Genomic DNA, 16,093 nt, shown 5'->3' with positions numbered 1-16,093 from the left:
AAGCTGGCAAAGCGAGAAGCCGCTTACAGATGAAACAAGGCGGAAACAGGAAGACACATGCGCATTCTGGTGGTTGAAGACGATGCAATCCTGCTCGACGGGCTTTCCGTGGGTCTGGGATTAGCCGGTTTCACCGTGGATGCCGTTGCAAACTGTGGAGATGCCGAGGCCGCTCTTGCTGCCCAGAATTACAACGCGGTTGTGCTTGATCTGATGCTGCCTGATGGCTCTGGTCTCGACATTCTGAAATCCATGCGACAAGCCCGCGATGATACGCCAGTTCTATTGCTGACCGCGCGCGATCAGGTGCCGGAACGTATCGCAGGACTTGATGCCGGGGCTGACGATTATGTTGGCAAGCCGTTTGATCTCCATGAGCTCGCGGCGCGTGTGCGTGCCATTGCTCGGCGCGGCACAGGGCGCGCAAGCAGCACACTTGAATGGCAGGGCGTGGAGCTTGATCCGGCTGAAATGTCGGTGCAGTTCAAGGGCGAGCCGCTGCGCCTGACCCGCCGAGAATTTTCGATATTGCGTAGCTTAATGGAACGTCCAACGGCGACAGTCTCCAAGTCATCGCTTGAAGAAGCGCTTTATGGCTGGCAGGAAGAAGTCGAAAGCAACGCGGTCGAGGTGCATATCCATCATCTGCGATCCAAGCTTGGTTCAGGCTTCATCGAGACAGTGCGCGGTGTCGGCTACCGGCTTGCGAGGGAGCAGGCATGAACTCCATTCGCAGTCGCCTGACCGGCATATTGATCGGCATCACCTGTCTTGTCTGGTTGTTCGCCGTTATCTGGATTCATGTGAGTACACAATCGCGACTTGAAAAAGTGCTGGATGCGCGCCTCATGGAAGCGGCTCGTATGGTCAATTCGCTTTTGATCGAGCGGCGCGTTGAGGTTAATCCCGATGGCGACGGCGGACAGCTTTCACTCAAGCCGATGGATGATTTTCCCCATTATGATCGCCAGCTTTTCTGCCAGATCTGGGCAATCGACGGCAGACTTGTTGGACGGTCCGAAAGCGCACCAGGTGAACGCCTGACCGATGTGGCCAATGGCTTTTCAGATACAGTTGTCGCTGGCGACCGCTGGCGGGTGTTTGCGGTTGAAAATACAAAGCTCGGGCTGCGTGTGATGGTGGGCGACAGCCTTTCAGTGCGTGAGCGGCTTGTGCAAAACGTGGTGACGGGCGTGGTGCTGCCTGCCCTGCTCCTGCTTCCAATTCTTGCTATCCTGATCTGGCTTTGCGTTCGGCGTGGGCTTGATCCGTTGAGCAGTCTCGCCGGCACTTTATCCAAACGCGATGCGCGGGATTTGCGACCACTTTCGGAAGAGAAGTTGCCGTCCGAAATCAGCCCGGTGGTTTCGGCTTTGAATGATCTGTTCCATCGTGTGGAAGAAGCCCGCGAACGCGAGCGCAATTTTGCGATCTTTGCAGCGCACGAATTGAAGACGCCGCTTGCAGGCCTCAAGACACAGGCACAGATCGCCGAGGGTGCCAAAGACGACGCCATGCGCCTCAATGCAGTACGCCAAATTGCATCGGGTGTTGATCGCACCAGCCGTCTCGTCAATCAGCTGCTGGACCTTGCAGCCCTTGAGACTGGTGATGAAATGGAGCCACCATCGCCGGAGCCAGCCTGTCAGCTGCTTGTTTCGATCTCGACCGACATGCGTATGCTTGCAGCACATCGGGGCGTGAAGATTGAGCTGCCCGGCAATCTGCCGCTTGTGACGATGCAATATCCACACCTCTTCACGCTTGCCATGCGCAACCTGATCGAGAATGCCGTCAATCATTCGCCTCAAGGCGGGTCTGTGCGATGCAGTCTCGAAAAGGCTGATGATCAGGTTGTTTTCACTGTCGAGGATGATGGTCCCGGCATTCCGCCGGAAGACATGGCTTATGTGACCGAGCGCTTTTATCGCGGTGCCAATAGAAGCGAAAATGGTAGCGGTCTGGGTCTGGCCATCGTGAAGATGGCGGCAACGCGTATGGGCGGTGAAGTGCAGCTTCATAATCGTTCTGAAAGTGGCTTGCGCGCACTCCTCATCATCCCCACTCGCGCTGCGACATAAATTCCCGCCTGTGTATGTTGACGGGTCAGGCTTTCGGCGTATTATGCAACTGCAAATCATTTGCAATTAAGATCAGAATATTCATTCAGATTTCAGACATAGCTTTGATTAAAGAAGCCGAGACTGTTCATGCTGTTTAATCCTCGATCTGGGCCTAAAGCCGCGCAGCTCTTGCCAGAAACCGTCCCTCGTTCTGACAAGGAATGGGCCAAGCAGCAGACAACAGCAGTCAAAGCGATTTTAAGACGGGCCGGGTTACGCCCGACCCGTCAGCGTATTGCGTTAGGATGTATGCTTTTCACTGAGAAACACCGGCACGTGACCCCGGATATGCTGAATGAAGAAGCATTACTGCTGGGCGAGAAGCTATCCGTTGCAACGGTTTACAACACGCTCAATCAATTTTCCAATGCGGGCCTTATCCGCAAGATAAGCCTGCATGGCGAACGTACCTATTTCGATACGGATACTGGCGACCACGCACATTTCTACATCCACGACGAAGACCAGATCATCGACATTGCAACGGACGATATCGGCATCGGCCCGCTGCCCGCTCCGCCTGCTGGCTACAAGATCAGCAAAGTGGACGTTCTGATCCATCTGGTGCCGGAAACTGACATCGCCTGATTTCCCGGAAAACTCCCAATTCGTCGCAGGTTCGATTAGAGCTCTTTGATTTAGATCAATGACACCCTCTCGTAGAGAGCCGATAGAAAGGCATCGCTATAGCTGTCGTTACTCAGACAGCTTCTGACTTGCGCTGCGAGGGGATTAAATGAACTACGCCGCTGGAACAGTCCTGTCTGGTCTGGGAGCACTTTTTGCTGTGCTTCTGGCCGGATTTTCTCATGATGAGTTGTTCAGAACCCATATGTGGATTCTGTTCGCTACACTCGCCATCTTCACCATCTTGCTGATGCGCAATGCCGATTACGGCCTTGCGCCAAAGAAGGTCGATCAGTCCACCTATATGGACGGACCGATCCGCTACGGCGTGATCGCAACGGTCTTCTGGGGTGTGGTTGGCTTTCTGGTCGGTGTGGTTATCGCAGCCCAGCTTGCCTTCCCCGATCTCAACTTTGAACCCTATCTGAACTTCGGTCGTCTGCGCCCGCTGCACACTTCAGCGGTTGTTTTTGCATTCGGCGGCAATATCCTGATCGCTTCGTCGTTCTATGTCGTGCAGCGCACCTGTCGCGCGCGCCTGATCGGTGGTGATCTGGCCTGGTTCGTGTTCTGGGGATATCAGCTTTTCATCGTGATGGCTGCAACCGGCTATCTGCTTGGGATTACCCAGAGCCGCGAATATGCTGAACCGGAATGGTATGTCGATATCTGGCTCACCATCGTCTGGGTCGCCTATCTCGTCGTCTTCCTCGGCACGGTATTGAAGCGCAAAGAGCCGCATATCTATGTGGCAAACTGGTTCTACCTGTCCTTCATCATCACAATCGCCATGTTGCACATCATCAACAATCTGGCGATCCCGGTATCGTTCCTCGGCGTGAAGAGCTATTCGGCTTTTGCAGGCGTGCAGGATGCCGTGACCCAGTGGTGGTATGGACATAATGCGGTTGCGTTCTTCCTGACCGTGCCATTCCTTGCGATGATGTATTACTTCGTGCCCAAGCAGGCAGAGCGTCCGGTTTATTCCTACCGCCTGTCGATCGTGCACTTCTGGTCGATCATCTTCCTCTACATCTGGGCTGGCCCACACCATCTTCATTATACCGCTGTTCCCGATTGGGCACAGACGCTCGGCATGGTGTTCTCGATCATGCTCTGGATGCCTTCGTGGGGTGGCATGATCAACGGTCTGATGACGCTTTCTGGCGCATGGGACAAGGTTCGTACCGATCCGATCATCCGTCTGATGGTTGCAGCTATTGCCTTCTATGGCATGGCGACCTTTGAAGGTCCGATGCTGTCGATCAAGGCGGTCAACTCGCTCTCCCACTACACTGACTGGACCATTGGTCACGTTCATGCGGGTGCACTGGGCTGGAACGGCATGATTACCTTTGCAGCCGTTTACTACCTCACACCGAAGCTGTGGGACCGTGAACGCCTCTACTCGATCCGCATGGTCAACTGGCACTTCTGGCTCGCAACACTTGGCATCGTGCTCTACGCCGCCGCCATGTGGGTTGCAGGTATCCAACAGGGTCTGATGTGGCGCGAATACGACGATCAGGGTTTCCTCGTCTATTCCTTCGCCGAAACCGTGCTCGCCATGTTCCCTTACTACGTGATCCGTACTGCAGGCGGTCTGCTTTACCTCGCCGGTGGACTGGTCATGGCATGGAACGTCTATCAGACAATTCGCGGCAACCTGCGCAAAGAAGCCCCTATGGGCGGTGCCCGGCCTGCTGCTGGCGCCACAATGCAGCCAGCCGAATAAGGAGTGTGATTTATGTCTATCCTCAAAAAACACTCCAAGCTGGAGAGAAATGCAACGCTGCTGCTGATTGCTTCGCTTGCCGTTGTAACGGTCGGTGGCATCGTTGAAATCGCACCACTGTTCTATCTCGAAAATACCATCGAGAAGGTGGAAGGGATGCGTCCCTATTCACCGTTGGAACTCGCGGGCCGCGACATCTATGTGCGTGAAGGCTGCTACCTCTGCCACAGCCAGATGATCCGTCCGTTCCGCGATGAAGTGGAGCGCTACGGCCATTACTCTCTGGCGGCTGAATCCATGTACGACCATTCGTTCCAGTGGGGCTCAAAACGCACAGGGCCTGACCTTGCGCGTATTGGCGGTCGTTATTCCAATGAATGGCACGTACAGCACCTCATCCGCCCGCGTGACGTGGTGCCGGAATCGGTCATGCCAAGCTATGCCTTCCTGAAGGACCGTCCGCTTGATGCCAACAATATTGCAGCCAATCTGAAGGCCAATGTGGCGGTCGGCGTTCCTTACACGCAGGAGATGGTCGACAACGCACTCGCTGACCTTCAGGCACAGGCCGATCCAAACGCCGATACGTCCGGCATCGAGGGTCGTTATCCCAAGGCACGCCTTGGCGATTTTGACGGCAACCCGCAGGTCATTTCGGAGATGGACGCGCTGATCGCCTATCTGCAGATGCTCGGCACCCTCGTTGACTTCTCGACCTACGATCAGTCCCCCAAAGCAAGATAAAGCGGAGATTTAGCGATGGATTACAATACCCTACGCACTTTCGCCGATAGCTGGGGCCTGCTTGCCATGGCTCTCTTCTTTGTCTTTGTCATTCTTTTTGCCTTCCGTCCGGGAAGCAAAAAGAAGGCTGATGAAGCGAAAGAAATTCCATTCAAGGACGAGAAAAATGACTGACAAACAGATTGATGAAGTCAGTGGCGTTGAGACCACCGGCCATGAATGGGACGGTATCAGGGAACTTGACAATCCAATGCCACGCTGGTGGCTGTGGACCTTCTATGCAACGATTGTCTGGGCTCTTGCCTATGTGATCGCCTATCCGGCATGGCCGCTGATTTCCAACTCAACGGCCGGCTTGATCGGTTGGTCGAGCCGCGGTGATTTCTGGAAGGAAAACGCAGAGATTGCTGCCGGTCGTCAGGGTATCATCGACCAGATCAAGGCCAAGGATGTGCATGAGATTCTGGCTGATGAAAACCTGCGCCAATATGCGATTGCAGGCGGCGCTGCAGCGTTCCGCGTCAATTGCGTACAGTGCCATGGCTCTGGTGCGCAGGGAGCGCCCGGCTATCCGAACCTGAACGATGACGATTGGCTGTGGGGTGGCTCGGTTGACGACATTCTGACGACCATTCGTCATGGGGTTCGCTCGCCCGACGATAGTGAAACCCGTGTTTCCGAGATGCCTGCCTTTGCAGATGTTCTCGAACCACAGCAGGTGCGTGAAGTGGCAGCCTATGTGGTCAGCCTTTCCGGTACACCCCATGATCCCGCTATGATTCCAGAAGGCCAGAAGGTCTTCAGCGAAAACTGTGCGGTCTGTCATGGCGGCGATGCCAAGGGTATGCGCGAGTTCGGCGCACCAAACCTCACCGACGCGATCTGGTTCTATGGTTCTGGTGAAGACGCCATTGCCCGCCAGGTCTCTCATCCAAAGCATGGCGTAATGCCTGCCTGGGAAGCGCGCCTTGGTGATGCGACGGTTAAACAGCTCGCAATCTTCGTTCACTCGCTTGGCGGTGGCGAATAACACACAAGCACATCCCGAAAAGTCGGAACCGGCTTTCGGGATGTGCGTGAATAAAAGTAACTGGCCCCGCTTAGACGGAAAAGCAGGGCCAGCCGAACTGGAAATGCATCAGAACGGACGGCGAACAACCACCCCGCTCTCAATCATTGCAAGCGTGATATGACCGGTAAGCCAGCTTCTGTCTGTCCGGCATCATGCTTCAGGAGCAAGGCAAATGTCAGATGATGTCGAACGGATAGACGTTCAGGCAGTCAATTCCCCCAAGATCCGCCAGTCGCTTTATGCGGCGCGGGTGAAGATATTTCCGAAGCGCGTTCAGGGTCAGTTCCGGCGCTTCAAGTGGCTCGTCATGCTCATCACATTGGGGATCTACTATCTGACGCCTTGGTTGCGTTGGGATCGCGGGCCTTATGCGCCGGATCAGGCGGTCTTGATCGATCTTGCCAACCGCCGTTTCTATTTCTTCTTCATCGAAATCTGGCCACAGGAATTCTACTACGTGGCGGGCCTGCTTATCATGGCGGGCCTTGGTCTGTTTCTTGTAACCTCTGTCGCGGGTCGCGCATGGTGCGGCTATACCTGCCCGCAGACCGTCTGGGTTGATCTTTATCTGGTTGTCGAGCGCGCCATCGAAGGCGACCGCAATGCACGCATGAAGCTCGACAAGGCCCCATGGAGCTTCGACAAGGTCTGGAAGCGCGTGACCAAACACGCGGTCTGGCTGCTGATCGGCGTTCTGACGGGTGGTGCGTGGATCTTCTATTTTGCCGATGCGCCAACGCTGCTGATGGATTTTATGACCGGCCATGCCGCGCCCGTCGCCTATATGACCGTCGCGATCCTGACCGCTACGACTTATATTTTCGGCGGTCTGATGCGCGAGCAGGTCTGCACCTATATGTGCCCCTGGCCACGCATTCAGGCAGCAATGCTCGATGAGAATTCGCTCACCGTCACCTATAATGACTGGCGCGGTGAACCGCGTTCACGCCATTCCAAGAAGGCAATTGCCGCGGGCGAAACCGTTGGCGATTGCGTGGATTGCAACGCCTGTGTGGCCGCCTGCCCGATGGGTATCGATATTCGCGACGGGCAACAGCTTGAATGCATCACCTGTGCGCTTTGCATCGATGCCTGCGACAGTGTGATGGACAAGGTTGGCAAGGAACGCGGCCTCATCTCCTATGCGACGCTTGCCGATTACAATTTCAATATGGCGCTTGCCACAAATGATGGCACTGCAACCATTGACCCTGCCCGCGTCTACAAAGCACCGAACAAGTTCACGGATAAGGTGCAGGAGCTTTCCTGGAAGAAAGTGCTGCGCCCGCGCAGTATCTTCTATTTCATTGTCTGGGCGCTGATCGGGCTGACGCTGGTGATCTCGCTTTCCATGCGTCAGCGGATCGGCATCAATGTGCTGCACGACCGGACGCCGCAATATGTGTTGTTGTCCGATGGTTCGATCCGTAACGGTTATACGGTCAAGCTACTTAACATGATCCCGGTTCCGCGTACTTTCCGGCTTTCGATCGAAGGTTTGCCGGGGGCGGAAATCACGGTCCAGGACGAGACACCCGATGCTGATGGCAATTACGATATTCCGGTCGAACCGGATCGCCTGAAAACTCTGCGCGTTTTCGTGACCATGCCGCATAGCGCAATCACCGAGAACCGCAAGGATTACGAAATCGAAGTACGTGATGCGGACGGCGCAGAACACGCGCGCTACAAAGCAACCTTCATGGCTCCGGAGGGCAGATAATGTCAGTGAAAACGAAGACTTCAGGCGCATTCACCGGATGGCACATGCTGGGCATCATGGTTGCATTCTTCGGCGTCATTATCGCCGTCAACGTCACGATGGCTTACAAGGCCGTCAGCAGCTGGAGCGGACTTGTTGTCAAGAACACCTATGTCGCAAGTCAGGAGTTCAACGACAAAGCCGAAACCGGCAAAGAACAGGCGGCGCTTCAATGGCAGTCACAGCCGACCTTCGCAGAAGGTGTATTTACATGGCGCCTGACCGACCGCGAAGGCAAGGCCGTTACTTTGACCGGCGGCACCGTCGACTTCAAACGACCGGTTGGCGACGTGCATGACACCAAAGTCTCTCTCACTGTTGCGGAAGAAGGTGTTCTGACCGCACCGCTTGAGCTTGGCGAAGGCGCGTGGATCATGGAAGTCAATGCCGACGCCAGTAAAGATTATGGCCTTGACGACCCTTATCGCCACATCATCCGTGTTCTGGTGAAGGACAGGAGGATCTTATGAGTTGCTGCGTAGAAAATGCACAGATCGCCACCGTCATTCAGGCTGTTTCGTCGGATGAAATGCAGGTCGCAAGTCGTGCGCTCGGCGACGGACTGCGCCAGCTTGATCTCTCGGTTCCCGGTGTTCATTGCGGTCTTTGCATCAAGACGATCGAAGATACGCTCGGCAAAATCAGCGGTGTTGCCTATGTCCGCGTCAACCTGACAGCGCGACGCGTCACCATTCGCTGGAAGGATGGTGAAACTCCGCCTGATGTTGTCGATCCGCTGCGCCGTCTCGGTTATGAAGCGCATATTTTCGATATGGTGCAGGACAAGGATCCGACCTTTACGCGGCTGTTAATCGCGCTTGGTGTTGCAGCCTTTGCGTCGAGCAATGTGATGCTGTTGTCGGTTGCGGTCTGGTCGGGTGCGGATGCTGCTACCCGCGATATGTTTCACTGGATTTCCGGTCTGATCGCCCTGCCGACCCTGATTTATTCGGGCCGGATTTTCTATGTTTCCGCCTGGAATGCGCTGCGCACCCGTCGCGTGAACATGGATGTGCCCATTGCACTCGCCATTTCGCTTGCCTTCGGCATGAGCGTTTATGAGACAATGAACCATGGCCAGCACGCCTATTTCGACGCTTCTGTCTCGCTGTTGTTCTTCCTGCTGATTGGCCGCACGCTCGATTATCTGATGCGCGCACGCGCACGCTCCGCCGTGCGAGGTCTTGCCCAGTTAAGCCCGCGTGGTGCGGTGGTTATCGGCGATAATGACGAGCGCAACTATCTGCCGGTCAATGAAATCCGTCCCGGAATGCGGATCATCCTTGCCGCAGGCGAACGTGTGCCTGTTGACGCAAAAGTAGAAGACGGTCGTTCAGAGCTTGATTGCGCGATTGCATCAGGCGAAAGCGATGCGGTCCCAGTCGGTCCCGGCTCGGATATTCGTGCGGGAACCATGAACCTTTCCGCTCCGCTCGTCATTCGCGCAACCGCTGAAGCCAAGGATTCCTTCCTTGCTGAAATGGTGCGTCTGATGGACGTTGCCGAAGGTGGTCGCGCTTTTTATCGCCGTCTCGCTGACCGGGCATCGGAACTCTATGTGCCTATGGTGCATACGATTGCCTTTGCGGCCTTTGTCGGTTGGATGATCTATACCGGCGGCGACTGGTATCGCTCGATCTATATCGCGATCTGCACGCTCATCATCACCTGCCCCTGTGCACTGGCGCTTGCGGTGCCAATCGTTCAGGTGGTGGCAGCCCGTCGCCTGTTTGAAAACGGCATCATGATCAAGGACGGCTCTGCCATGGAACGCATGGCGGAAGTAGACACGGCCGTATTCGACAAAACCGGCACGCTGACACTTGGTCAGCCTCGCCTGATCGATCTTGATGCGATAAACCCGAACAATCTCGAGATCGCGTCCGAACTTTCGCTTTATTCGCGCCATCCGCTTTCGCGGGCGCTTGCGCTATTTTCAGGCGCAAAGCCAATGACTGCCTTCACCCGAATTGAGGAAATTCCGGGTTCTGGCATTGAAGCCGAGCTGAACGGCACGATGTATCGGCTTGGCAAGCGCGAATGGGCGGACGGCGATGCGAATGCTGCTGCTTCCGATGGCCCAGAAACCTGCCTCTCCATCGATGGCGAGCTGGTTCAAACTTTCCGCTTTGAAGATCAGCCGCGCGAAGATGCAGCGAGCGCCATCGGTGCGCTGAAGCGCAATGGCTTGAAGCTGGAAATCATTTCCGGCGATAAACAGCCCGCCGTGCAAAAGCTTGCCGCCTATCTTGGTGTTGATCAATATCGCGGCGAAGTTCTGCCTGCGGACAAGTCACAGCTTGTGCAGGAACTGACCAGCAATGGTCGTAAAGTACTGATGGTCGGCGACGGCTTGAACGATGCGCCTGCCCTTGTTGCGGCCCATGTTTCCATGGCGCCGGCAACCGCTGCCGATATTGGCCGTAACGCTGCCGATTTCGTATTCCTGCGCGAAAGCCTCGCTGCCGTGCCGCTGGCTTTTGCCGTGTCAAAAGAAGCAGGCCGGTTAATCAGCCAGAACTTTGCACTTTCCATCGGCTATAATATCATTGCTGTGCCGATTGCGATTTTTGGTTATGTGACACCATTGGTGGCAGCACTTTCGATGTCGCTGTCCTCTATTGTGGTTGTCAGCAACGCCATGCGGCTGAGGGCCGGAAAACAAAAACAGCAGGCGCAGACCACTGTCGCACCTGCTGTTGTTCTCAAGGAAGCGCACAAATGAGCGGACTGCTTTTCCTTATTCCTATTGCGCTTGGCCTGGGTGTTCTGGGCCTTGCAGGCTTTCTATGGTCATTGAAAAACGGTCAGTATGAAGACCTCGACGGCGCCGCCAACCGCATTTTAATCGATGATGACCGCTTTCCCGGAAAGAAGGATGAATCGTTATAACAGAATCCCGATTACGGATTCTGAGTCGTTATAACTTAACGCCCCCTCCCCCCTTTTGCTTGAGCGCTAGCCCGTTATCAAAATAGCTCTGAGATCATTGACATTGGTACCGGTTGGCCCCGGCATAAACAGATCACCGATTGCATCAAATGCGCTCCATGCATCATTGGCGTTCAGCCGCGCCGCGCCATCTTCGCCAGCCTTTTGCAGCCGCGAAACCGTTGTCCCATCGGCAAAGGCACCTGCATTGTCTTCCGAACCATCGATGCCATCTGTATCCGCAGCCAGTGCGTGAATATTCGCATAACCATCAATATCAAGCGCAAAAGCCAGCAGAAACTCGCTGTTGCGGCCACCCTTGCCGCCTTTGGCGCGGATGGTCACAGTGGTCTCACCACCGGAAAGCAGAACAACCGGTTTTTTGAACGGGCGATCACGATCCGCCACTTCACGCGCGATTGCTGCGTGAACATGCGCCACTTCGCGTGCTTCACCTTCCATAGAATCGGACAGGATCACCGCCTCGACCCCATGACGCTCGGCTTCCTTTACGGCTGCTTCCAGCGAAACAGCAGCGGATGCAATCACCCGCACTTCGTTATCGGCAAAGATTTTTTCATCGGGCTTTGGTGCATGAGCCTTCTCGCTTTTGATATGCGCAAGCACGGCATCGGGAAGTTCAAGCTTGTAACGTTCGATGATTTTCAGCGCGTCATCGCGAGATGTTGCATCAGGCACCGTCGGGCCTGAAGCGACAAAAGCAGGATTGTCGCCGGGAATATCGGAAACCACCAGCGAGAAGACTTTTGCCGGATGTGCGTGCGCTGCCAGCCTCCCGCCTTTAATGGTCGACAGATGTTTTCGCACCGCATTCATGGCTGATATCGGCGCACCAGAGGCAAGCAAAGCTTTGTTGACCGCAATCTCGTCGGCAAGTGTCAGACCTTCAGGCGGCGATGGCAGCAAAGCCGAGCCTCCACCAGAAATAAGCGCCACAACAAGATCATCTTCGGTGAGGTTGGACACAGCATCGAACAGCCGTTTTGAGGCCGCAAGCCCGGCATCATCCGGCACCGGGTGCGATGCTTCAATGATCTCGATGGTTTTGCAAGGTGCGCCATAGCCATAGCGCGTGACGACAATGCCTTCGATTGGTGCGTCCTCGCCCTCATGCCGCTCCGCCCATGCGCGCTCGAAAGCGGCTGCCATCTGTGCCGAGCCCTTGCCTGCACCAATCACAATCGTCCGGCCCTTGGGCTTGGCAGGCAGATTGGCGCGAATAACCAGTTCGGGATCAGCAGCCGCAACCGCTGCATCGAACAGACTGGTCAGAAACTTCTTCGGATCGGTGATAGCAGTCATGAGATTCCCGGTATTGATTATTGTTTTTAGAGCGCATCCCGAAAAGTGTGAAAGGGTTTTCGGATAAGATGCGCGTAAGAAAGCGATAATCAGCACTATTTCGTGCTGCGCATATAAAAGCAATGGAGCCGGCCATCTCCCTCCAGATAACCAGCTCCACCCTCTCCCCTCCAGAGAAATCAAACTTGGGGACTAGGCAACATCATGGTTCGCCATGCGTTCCAGTGCGCGCACTAGTCCCGAATGATCGAGACCATCATCACCGTGTGCTGCACAGGAATTGAACAATTCCTGAGCGGTTGCGGTGTTTGGAAGCGAAACGCCGAGAGCCTTTGCGCCCTGCAATGCAAGGTTCAAATCCTTCTGGTGCAGCAAAATTCGGAAACCCGGATCGAATGTGCGCTTGATCATGCGTTCGCCATGCACCTCCAGAATGCGCGATGACGCGAATCCACCCATCAGTGCCTCGCGCACCTTGGCTGGATCAGCCCCCGCTTTGGACGCGAAGACCAGCGCTTCGGCTACGGCTTCAATATTCAGCGCGACAATAATCTGATTGGCGACCTTGGTTGTCTGGCCGTCGCCGCAATCACCAACAAGCGTGATATTTTTGCCCATGAGTTTCAACAGTGGCAGCGCCTTGTCAAAAGCATCCTGCGCACCGCCTGCCATGATGGAAAGGCTGGCATTTTTCGCACCAACCTCGCCGCCAGACACAGGCGCATCGATATATTCGGCACCGGTTGCGCGGACTTTCTTTGCAAACTCCTTGGTTTCAATGGGCGAAATCGAACTCATGTCGATCAGCGTCTTGCCTTTGCCCAAACCTTCGGCAACACCATTTTCGCTGAACAGAACGTCCGCTACCTGTGGGGTATCCGGCAACATGAGAATGATTGTCTCGCATTCGGCTGCGACTGCCTTTGGCGTTTCAAGAACGCTCAGCCCTGCATCGAGCAAATCCTTGTGCGGCGGTTGCGTGTGCTTCGAAGTAAAGAGCTGATGGCCTGCATTTTGCAAATGCTGCGCCATTGGCTTGCCCATGATGCCAAGCCCGATAAAACCAATATTTGTCATAACCGTTCCCCCTATGCGGTAAGCCGTTCGGCTTCATCCTGTTTGAACCAGCCAAGTCCTTCCTCGGTGGTTGTCTTTGGCTTATATTCGCAACCGATCCAGCTCTTGTAGCCAGCATTTTTCAACGCTTCGAACACATATGGATAGTTGATTTCGCCGGTGCCCGGTTCGTTGCGGCCCGGATTATCGGCTAGCTGAACGTGGGCAATCAGCGGCTTGTAGCGTTCATAAGTGGCAATCAGTTCGCCGCGCGTGCGCTGCTGGTGATAAAGATCATATTGAATGAACAGATTGTTGCTGCCCACCTCATCGATGATCGACACCGCCTGTTCGACCGTATTGAGATAAAAGCCCGGAATATCATAGTGATTGATCGGCTCGATCAGCAGGCGAATGCCGTGCTTGCCAAGTTCCTTTGCAGCAAGCCTGAGATTGCTGACGAAGGTTGCGCGCAACACATCCGGGTCAACACCTTGGGGGGCAATGCCTGCAAGGCAATTGACCTGCGAACAGTTAAGTGCTGTCGCATAGTCAATCGCGTCGGCGACGCCGCGGCGGAATTCATCGATACGATCCGGCAGAACCGCGATACCGCGCTCGCCGCCACCCCAATTACCCGCAGGCAGATTGTGCAGCACCTGTGCCAAATTGTGCTTGGCGAGTGCAGCTTTCAGCTCATGGCGGTTGAAGTCATAGGGGAAGAGATATTCCACCCCTGTGAAACCGGCTTTGGCGGCGAGAGCGAAGCGATCCATAAACGGCACTTCGTTGAAAAGCATGGTGAGATTGGCTGCAAATCTTGGCATTTCCGCCTCCTCTATTTTTCTACGCAATTGCGAACGGAAAACCGCTTCACAGTTTTCCTGCAATTGCTCATTTTTAATCCAGCAGCATGGCAATCGCCGTTGGCGCATCTTCGCCACGCTCGGCCAGTTCTTCGAACTCGACCACCTGATCGATATCGGCGCCCATGGAAATATTGGTGACACGCTCAAGGATGAACTCGAGAACGACCGGCACCTGATGTTCTTCCATCAGCGCCTTTGCCTGTTCGAACCCTTCCGCGAACTGGTTCGGGCTTCGAACGCGGATCGCCTTACAGCCGAGGCCTTCGGCAACCGCTACATGATCGACGCCGTAACCCTTTTCCGCATCACCCGATGCATTAATGTTATCGAATGCAAGACTGACCTCGAAATCCATATTAAAGCCGCGCTGCGCCTGACGGATCAGGCCGAGATAGGAATTATTCACGACGACATGAATGTAAGGCAGCTTGTGCTGTGCGCCGACCGCCAGTTCCTCAATCATGAACTGGAAATCATAATCGCCAGACAGGGCAACAATCGGACGATCAGGGTCGGCCGCGCGAACCCCGAGTGCTGCTGGCAATGTCCAGCCCAAGGGACCAGCCTGACCGCAATTGATCCAGTTGCGTGGACGATAAACATGCAGGAACTGCGCACCGGCAATCTGGCTCAGACCAATGGTCGTGACGTAACAAGTGTCGCGGCCAAATGCCTTGTTCATTTCCTCATAAACACGCTGCGGCTTTAGCGGCGTCTGATCGAAATGCGTCTTGCGCAGCATGGTTTTCTTGCGCTCAGCGCATTCCTGCGCCCAGCCAGACCAGTCACGCAGTTTGCCTGCAGACTTCCATTCGGTGGCGACATCCAACAGCAGTTTCAGGGCTTTGCCAGCATCTGAAACAATGCCGAAATCCGGTGCGAAAACGCGGCCGATCTGGGTTGGTTCAATGTCGACATGGATAAATTTGCGATCCTTTTTATAGGTATCGACATTGCCGGTATGACGGTTTGCCCAGCGGTTTCCGATACCGATCACCATGTCGGAGGCCAGTAGCGTTGCATTGCCATAACGTTGCGAGGTTTGAAGGCCACACATGCCCGCCATCAGGCGGTGGTCATCAGGGATGACGCCCCAGCCCATCAGGGTCGGGATAACCGGAATGCCGGTGATCTCAGCAAATTCAACCAGAAGATCGGAAGCATCCGCATTGATGATGCCCCCGCCTGCAACGATTAACGGATGTTCCGCGTCGTTCAACATCGCGATGGCCTTTTCGGCCTGTGCGCGGGTGGCTGAGGGCTTATATGCTTCCATCGGCTGATAGGTATCGATGTCAAACTCGATTTCGGCGAGCTGGACATCGATCGGCAGATCGATCAGCACCGGGCCGGGACGACCCGACTTCATGATATGAAAAGCCTTCTGGAAAACAAAAGGCACCAGTGCTGGCTCCATAACCGTGACCGCCCATTTGGTAACGGGGGCCGCGATCTTGGCAATATCAACTGCCTGAAAATCCTCTTTGTCGAGGCGCGCGCGGGGGGCTTGGCCTGTAACGCAGAGGATTGGAATTGAATCGGCAGAGGCCGAATAAAGGCCGGTAATCATGTCTGTACCAGCCGGGCCGGACGTACCGATGCACAGGCCAATATTGCCATGCTTTGCGCGGGTGTAGCCTTCCGCCATGTGCGAAGCGCCTTCAACATGACGCGCCAGAATGTGACGGATAGAACCCCGTGCCTTCATGGCAGAATAAAATGGGTTGATCGCAGCGCCCGGCACACCGAATGCGCAATTGATCCCTTCTTTTTCCAGCACAAGTACGGCTGCATCGACTGCACGCATTTTGGCCATGTTAATCTCCTCCAGCGGAAAGCTAATCCATAATT

15 protein-coding genes are annotated in these 16,093 nt (G+C 55.1%); 11 read left to right on the top strand and 4 right to left on the bottom strand.

Going from position 1 to position 16,093, the window contains the following annotated elements; genetic code table 11:
- Positions 1 to 57: 57 nt before the first annotated feature.
- The 11 genes from QSJ70_RS15480 to ccoS all read left to right on the top strand — a co-directional run bounded on the left by QSJ70_RS15480 (position 58) and on the right by ccoS (position 10,955).
- Positions 58 to 723, top strand: a complete 666-nt coding sequence (locus tag QSJ70_RS15480; protein ID WP_064320206.1) for a response regulator — start codon at positions 58 to 60, stop codon at positions 721 to 723.
- Positions 720 to 2,081, top strand: coding sequence for an ATP-binding protein (locus QSJ70_RS15475; protein WP_285537639.1), 1,362 nt, complete (start codon positions 720 to 722; stop codon positions 2,079 to 2,081). Before QSJ70_RS15480 ends, QSJ70_RS15475 begins: the two co-directional genes overlap by 4 nt.
- 129 nt (positions 2,082 to 2,210) lie before the next feature.
- Positions 2,211 to 2,711, top strand: a complete 501-nt coding sequence (irrA, locus tag QSJ70_RS15470; protein ID WP_285537637.1) for an iron response transcriptional regulator IrrA — start codon at positions 2,211 to 2,213, stop codon at positions 2,709 to 2,711.
- A gap of 148 nt (positions 2,712 to 2,859) precedes the next feature.
- Positions 2,860 to 4,485, top strand: a complete 1,626-nt coding sequence (ccoN, locus tag QSJ70_RS15465; RefSeq protein ID WP_007873607.1) for a cytochrome-c oxidase, cbb3-type subunit I — start codon at positions 2,860 to 2,862, stop codon at positions 4,483 to 4,485.
- A 12-nt stretch (positions 4,486 to 4,497) separates the two neighbouring features.
- Positions 4,498 to 5,229 carry a cytochrome-c oxidase, cbb3-type subunit II gene (ccoO, locus tag QSJ70_RS15460; protein WP_285537635.1) on the top strand — a complete coding sequence of 244 codons (732 nt, stop codon included), beginning with the start codon at positions 4,498 to 4,500 and terminating at the stop codon, positions 5,227 to 5,229.
- A gap of 15 nt (positions 5,230 to 5,244) precedes the next feature.
- The gene (locus QSJ70_RS15455) at positions 5,245 to 5,403 is read left to right on the top strand and encodes a CcoQ/FixQ family Cbb3-type cytochrome c oxidase assembly chaperone (RefSeq protein WP_007873604.1); all 159 of its coding nucleotides are present in this window, start codon (positions 5,245 to 5,247) and stop codon (positions 5,401 to 5,403) included.
- Positions 5,396 to 6,259: a cytochrome-c oxidase, cbb3-type subunit III gene (gene ccoP / locus QSJ70_RS15450; protein WP_007873603.1), complete on the top strand. Its 864-nt coding sequence runs from the start codon at positions 5,396 to 5,398 to the stop codon at positions 6,257 to 6,259. The genes QSJ70_RS15455 and ccoP overlap by 8 nt, the downstream gene beginning before the upstream one ends.
- A 214-nt stretch (positions 6,260 to 6,473) precedes the next feature.
- On the top strand, positions 6,474 to 8,024 hold the full coding sequence (gene ccoG / locus QSJ70_RS15445; protein ID WP_285537629.1) for a cytochrome c oxidase accessory protein CcoG: 1,551 nt from the start codon (positions 6,474 to 6,476) through the stop codon (positions 8,022 to 8,024).
- Positions 8,024 to 8,533 carry a FixH family protein gene (locus QSJ70_RS15440; protein WP_285537627.1) on the top strand — a complete coding sequence of 170 codons (510 nt, stop codon included), beginning with the start codon at positions 8,024 to 8,026 and terminating at the stop codon, positions 8,531 to 8,533. The genes ccoG and QSJ70_RS15440 overlap by 1 nt, the downstream gene beginning before the upstream one ends.
- Positions 8,530 to 10,788, top strand: coding sequence for a cation-translocating P-type ATPase (locus QSJ70_RS15435; protein ID WP_285537625.1), 2,259 nt, complete (start codon positions 8,530 to 8,532; stop codon positions 10,786 to 10,788). Before QSJ70_RS15440 ends, QSJ70_RS15435 begins: the two co-directional genes overlap by 4 nt.
- On the top strand, positions 10,785 to 10,955 hold the full coding sequence (gene ccoS, locus QSJ70_RS15430; RefSeq protein ID WP_285537624.1) for a cbb3-type cytochrome oxidase assembly protein CcoS: 171 nt from the start codon (positions 10,785 to 10,787) through the stop codon (positions 10,953 to 10,955). The genes QSJ70_RS15435 and ccoS overlap by 4 nt, the downstream gene beginning before the upstream one ends.
- Positions 10,956 to 11,021: 66 nt before the next feature.
- On the opposite strand, the gene QSJ70_RS15425 is transcribed toward ccoS, so the two are convergent.
- The 4 genes from QSJ70_RS15425 to gcl all read right to left on the bottom strand — a co-directional run bounded on the left by QSJ70_RS15425 (position 11,022) and on the right by gcl (position 16,058).
- Entirely contained in the window at positions 11,022 to 12,317 is a 1,296-nt protein-coding gene (locus QSJ70_RS15425) for a glycerate kinase type-2 family protein (protein ID WP_285537623.1), read from the bottom strand.
- A gap of 192 nt (positions 12,318 to 12,509) precedes the next feature.
- Positions 12,510 to 13,394: a 2-hydroxy-3-oxopropionate reductase gene (locus QSJ70_RS15420; protein WP_285537622.1), complete on the bottom strand. Its 885-nt coding sequence runs from the start codon at positions 13,392 to 13,394 to the stop codon at positions 12,510 to 12,512.
- 11 nt (positions 13,395 to 13,405) lie between these two features.
- A complete protein-coding gene (gene hyi / locus QSJ70_RS15415; protein WP_007873593.1) occupies positions 13,406 to 14,200 on the bottom strand; it encodes a hydroxypyruvate isomerase in 795 nt (264 codons plus the stop codon).
- A 73-nt stretch (positions 14,201 to 14,273) separates the two neighbouring features.
- A complete protein-coding gene (gene gcl / locus QSJ70_RS15410; protein ID WP_285537619.1) occupies positions 14,274 to 16,058 on the bottom strand; it encodes a glyoxylate carboligase in 1,785 nt (594 codons plus the stop codon).
- Positions 16,059 to 16,093: the final 35 nt, after the last annotated feature.

Origin of the sequence: Brucella sp. NBRC 12950 (assembly GCF_030268145.1) — a bacterium.
Lineage (GTDB): Bacteria > Pseudomonadota > Alphaproteobacteria > Rhizobiales > Rhizobiaceae > Brucella.
This window is presented reverse-complemented; position numbering and strand designations above follow the sequence as displayed.